Annotated in this window: 5 protein-coding genes and 2 pseudogenes; 2 read left to right on the top strand and 5 right to left on the bottom strand. The window is 42.5% G+C overall.

Annotation, left to right across the window (positions count from 1 at the left end):
* Positions 1-148: 148 nt before the first annotated feature.
* From O9323_RS01655 to psaM, 3 genes are all read right to left on the bottom strand, one after another.
* On the bottom strand, positions 149-769 hold the full coding sequence (locus O9323_RS01655) for a glycoside hydrolase family 15 protein (protein ID WP_288124601.1): 621 nt from the start codon (positions 767-769) through the stop codon (positions 149-151).
* Between the two features lie 51 nt (positions 770-820).
* Positions 821-1,171, bottom strand: a complete 351-nt coding sequence (locus O9323_RS01660; RefSeq protein WP_002737732.1) for a slr1601 family putative cell division protein — start codon at positions 1,169-1,171, stop codon at positions 821-823.
* A gap of 148 nt (positions 1,172-1,319) precedes the next feature.
* Positions 1,320-1,412 carry a photosystem I reaction center subunit XII gene (gene psaM / locus O9323_RS01665; RefSeq protein ID WP_012264462.1) on the bottom strand — a complete coding sequence of 31 codons (93 nt, stop codon included), beginning with the start codon at positions 1,410-1,412 and terminating at the stop codon, positions 1,320-1,322.
* Positions 1,413-1,601: 189 nt separating this feature from the next.
* Between psaM and O9323_RS01670 the strand changes: the two genes are divergently transcribed.
* Positions 1,602-2,321: a TerC family protein gene (locus O9323_RS01670; RefSeq protein WP_002753157.1), complete on the top strand. Its 720-nt coding sequence runs from the start codon at positions 1,602-1,604 to the stop codon at positions 2,319-2,321.
* A gap of 104 nt (positions 2,322-2,425) precedes the next feature.
* Positions 2,426-2,908 (top strand): thiol-disulfide oxidoreductase DCC family protein, encoded by a 483-nt coding sequence (locus O9323_RS01675; protein ID WP_149106692.1) that lies wholly within the window; start codon positions 2,426-2,428, stop codon positions 2,906-2,908.
* A 175-nt stretch (positions 2,909-3,083) separates the two neighbouring features.
* Here O9323_RS01675 and O9323_RS01680 read toward each other — a convergent pair.
* Together O9323_RS01680 and O9323_RS01685 are read right to left on the bottom strand one after the other, a co-directional pair.
* Positions 3,084-3,275 (bottom strand): annotated as a pseudogene (locus O9323_RS01680) (cadmium resistance transporter); the annotation flags it as partial.
* A gap of 317 nt (positions 3,276-3,592) precedes the next feature.
* Positions 3,593-3,967 (bottom strand): annotated as a pseudogene (locus O9323_RS01685) (hypothetical protein); the annotation flags it as partial.
* Positions 3,968-4,161: the final 194 nt, after the last annotated feature.

The following is a 4,161-nucleotide window of genomic DNA, read 5'->3' on the forward strand; positions in this document are numbered from 1 at the left end:
AGAAGATGCAAGGGTGATGCAAGGGTGATGCAAGGGTTTTAAGAGATTCTAGCAGATTTAAGTGCATTTGGGAAGCTCTCAATCAAGCTAAAAGCCCTTTCCTGTAAGGTTTTTACCATTATTCAGCAAACCCTAATTATACTTATCCCTAAAACTGGTTTCTAGCAAGGCTTTCAAAATAGCTTGACATAAAAACCTGATTTAAGTGACCGCTATCCTCATCCTGCCAATAACTAATCGCTTGAAAATATAAGGGGAATAGGGCAATTGTTTCTAGACAATCGGGGGAAAGCTGAATATATTTTTCCCGTGCTAAACGACAATAAAACCAGAGAAAATAGCCAAGAGTATCATTTTGTGCGTGTTGCCAAACTTGGTCAATTTCCGTTAGTGTACGTCCCTCAAAACGAATATGAGGACGTTCCCTGATCTTTTCAGGATTAACCCGACCTTGGATAATATTAATAAAACGCCTTTGGAACTTTTGAAAATAGTTCATCAAAGTCTGAATATTCTTGACAGCGATCGCTGTCTGTCCGATAACATAGTGAGAATAAGCCAGATAAACGTTATCCCTCAGCCAAACATTGGCATATCCAGTGTATTCTGTCTCATTACTGACTAATGCTGCTGGAAATAAGCCATTTTCCAGATGGGAAAATCTCAAGACATCATTTTCCGACAAAAACGCGGATAATCTCTGAAGCTCCCCCAGAGAGTAGCGGTATTTAATGAAATCGAGAATTTTTTCGTTGTGAACAACCAGCATCGGCAAAATACCCCAATAATCTGCTCAAAAACGCATTTATCTCGCTCAATTCTACTGAGAAACCCAAAAAATGCGTCTTTGATTAGGATCCCGTCGGGGACTTTGTTCCCCCATCACTTGCCGCGCTTGACTAGGATCAAAGCTGCGAGTAAATTGACCGCGCAATTGATTGACGCGTTCCTCCTTTTCTTGGGCTGCCAAACGCACTTCCTCCAGTTTTGCCTGTTGCATTTGTTGGTAGGGTAACAAACGAGCGATCGCAAAAACCGCCGTGATGGAAATGGCGCTATAGGCAATAATTCGCAGCCAAATCTCGATAATTTGCCATTTTTGGGATTTATTGCCGCTTTTTGGCTTTTTTTGCGGTTTTTTGTCGGTTTGGTTTCGTGTTCGTGCGGTCATAGATTTATGAGTACAAGTAAAATCGGTGAGAAAGGTGACTAATTACTTTCAATTTACACCCAATCACTGATAACCGATAACCGAAAAAACCCCAATCGGTCTATCCTATAACTAGGTTAGACGGGATTGGGGTTTATTGAAAGCGACTTTACTTATAAAGTTCCGTCGCTAGACGAAAAGCCAAAATCCCGGGGATTAAAGCAATTACCAGAGCGACTAGAACTTGAGTATCAGAAAGCATTGCTGATTATCTCCTCATAAAGATATTCATCCAATACTTTCCGACATCATCGGGGTTCTCTGCATCATTTCGTTACAAGACTTCATATCTCCCCACCCCGATGACGGTTATCTCCCCTAGAAAAGAAAGTTGTAAAAGCGTTAAGCTGAGATATTGCCATGATTACATTTATTTTTACCTGCGGCCTCAATGTTAGACTCGCTCCTTGATTCATCTCTAACCCTTAGTCTAAAAACCCCGTTAATTCTGTTGGTTCTCATTGCCCTAGAAGCGGTATTATCAGCAGATAACGCCATTGCTCTCGCTTCCATAGCACAGGGATTAGGAGATCATCAGCGTCAACGTCAGGCCTTGAATATTGGCTTAGTTTTCGCCTATATTCTCAGGATGGTCTTGATTCTTACTGCCACCTGGGTGGTTAAATACTGGCAGTTTGAACTTTTGGGAGCAGTATATTTGCTCTGGTTAGTCTTTAATTACTTTGCCTCCCCTGAAGACAAGGATCACACCCATCATAGTCTCAAGTTTCAATCTCTCTGGCAAGCTATCCCCCTAATTGCCGTTACTGATTTAGCTTTTTCCCTCGATAGTGTTACCACCTCCATCGCCGTGGCCGATGATACTTGGTTGATCCTGCTTGGTGGTACGATCGGAGTAGTTACCCTGCGCTTTATGGCGGGTTTATTTATTCGCTGGTTAGAGGAATACACCCACCTAGAAGATGCTGGTTTTGTCACCGTCGGTTTGGTGGGTTTAAGATTGCTGTTGCGGGTGATTAGTCCCGATTTTGTGCCGCCGGAATGGATTATGATTAGTTTAATTGCTGTCCTCTTTGCTTGGGGTTTCTCAAAACGCAACGATCGAGAACCAATAGAGAGTGATGCCATCCAATCTGATGAATTGCCATAAAATAATCATCAGGAGTCAGTAATCAGTGATCGGATTTGAGTTTTCAGTTCACTGATTACTGTTTACTGTTCACTGTTCACTGAAAAGAGAATCCCTAGAAGATCATGTCATCTTTACCGACTCCATCTGCTGATACCTTAGAAAATTCTACTCGATCGCCCTCTTGGAAAATTAAACTTCTCTACGATGGAGAATGTCCCCTCTGCTTGCGCGAGGTCAATTTTCTGCAAAAACGGGATGCTGGGAGAGGATTAGTTGCTTTTGTCGATATTGCCGCCGAAAACTATAATCCGGAGGAAAATGGCGGTATTTCCTTCGCGGCGGCCATGGGACGAATCCACGCTGTACTAGCCGATGGTACTATTCTCCAAAATGTGGAAGTGTTTCGCCAAGTCTATGACATTTTAGGCATCGGTTGGATTTATGCCGCTACCAAATGGCCGGTTATCGGGTTTCTAGTGGATATTATCTATGAAATTTGGGCTTCTTGGCGATTAACCTTAACCGGAAGACCGAATTTAAAAACAATCTTAGCAGAGCGTCAAAAGCGTCTGGAATGCAACGCATCAAATCGTTGTTCTCGCTGAGTCAAAATCTCCTAACCCTACACCCCCAGTCAGAATCACCCCTTGGGATGGGATACTACATCCGTTGAGTATAGGCTACTTATAAGGACAGGCAAAAGGCAAAAGGAGAAATAAATAATCAGTTTTTAATAACCAGATTTAATGTGATAATTCTGCCTAGTAAATAAATGGTACTTTATTTTCTTGCCAGTCCCTGACTGCGACCGATGATCGCCCAGAGATAGCTAATTGCTGAGGCCAAAAACGCGAGGGGAATACTTTCTTTGACGATAAAAATCCCTAAACCGATCAGCACACAGGGAAAGAAGGTGCTTCCCTGACTGGTTAGGATAGTGGCGATGGTCGGCACACTGGTCAACCCGTAGGCGATTGTGGTTCGGTCGCGATCAGATTGTCGGTAAACACCTGGTAAACTTGCCCCAAAGTTTTTTGGCTGATTGACGACTCCTATCTCCTAAATAGGGTCTGCTGAAAAAGTTTTTCCTGGGGGTAGGAGTCAGGAGTCAGGAGTCAGGAGTCAGGAGTTTCGGGCTTTGTTGCCCTTGTTTTTTTGTACCAGTTCATGTACTATAAGAAGGATAATGCAAGGTTTTTGAAAGTCCCAATCCTATTTTCTTGCACTAACATCGGACTTTAACAGGTCAAAAGCCTTATTTTAAAAGGGTTTTACCATTATTCAGCAAGCCCTAAATAGCAACCAATAATTTCCCTTGTATTTCTATCAATTGCAAGCCAAATATAGACCTTTATCGTCTTAGAAAAAACAAAAGACCACATCTCATCACATTCTATAACCAATTTACCTTTTGGTTTGTCCGAAACCTTTATTTGACGGGGGACAGCCGCCAGTTTATTGTTGACCCTTCGGCTTCGCTCAGGGTCAACGTCGAGCGAAGTCGAGACGTTGACATAGTTTTGTAACCATGACCAACTTACCCCTGTTACTCTAGCAATTCCTCGTCAGGAAATTCGTTCGAGCAAGAGTTGATCAATTAATTGTTTGGTTTCGTCAGAGACGGTTTTATTAGTGGGATTGATCACAAACGGTTGACCACACTTCGACAGGCTCAGTGACCACATTCTTTACCTTGACGTTTGGGTTTTCCATTATGGGCTCTTCTGGTTTCTGTGTGGAAACGAGGTCTATACTGATAGTTTCTTCGACAAAATAGTCCTAAAAGTGTTACCCGATAAGCATTTCACGATTCCATAAGCAAAAATTATCACACAAAGTCGAGAAGAGCCCATTATGA

This window comes from Microcystis sp. LE19-131.1A (genome assembly GCF_027532015.1).
Classification (GTDB): domain Bacteria; phylum Cyanobacteriota; class Cyanobacteriia; order Cyanobacteriales; family Microcystaceae; genus Microcystis; species Microcystis ichthyoblabe_A.

Coding starts and splice junctions, on each gene's coding strand:
- O9323_RS01670 (WP_002753157.1), top strand. CDS start 1,602: ATGTTAGACTCGCTCCTTGATTCATCTCTAACCCTTAGTCTAAAAACC.
- O9323_RS01675 (WP_149106692.1), top strand. CDS start 2,426: ATGTCATCTTTACCGACTCCATCTGCTGATACCTTAGAAAATTCTACT.
- O9323_RS01655 (WP_288124601.1), bottom strand. CDS start 769: ATGCTGGTTGTTCACAACGAAAAAATTCTCGATTTCATTAAATACCGC.
- psaM (WP_012264462.1), bottom strand. CDS start 1,412: ATGCTTTCTGATACTCAAGTTCTAGTCGCTCTGGTAATTGCTTTAATC.
- O9323_RS01660 (WP_002737732.1), bottom strand. CDS start 1,171: ATGACCGCACGAACACGAAACCAAACCGACAAAAAACCGCAAAAAAAG.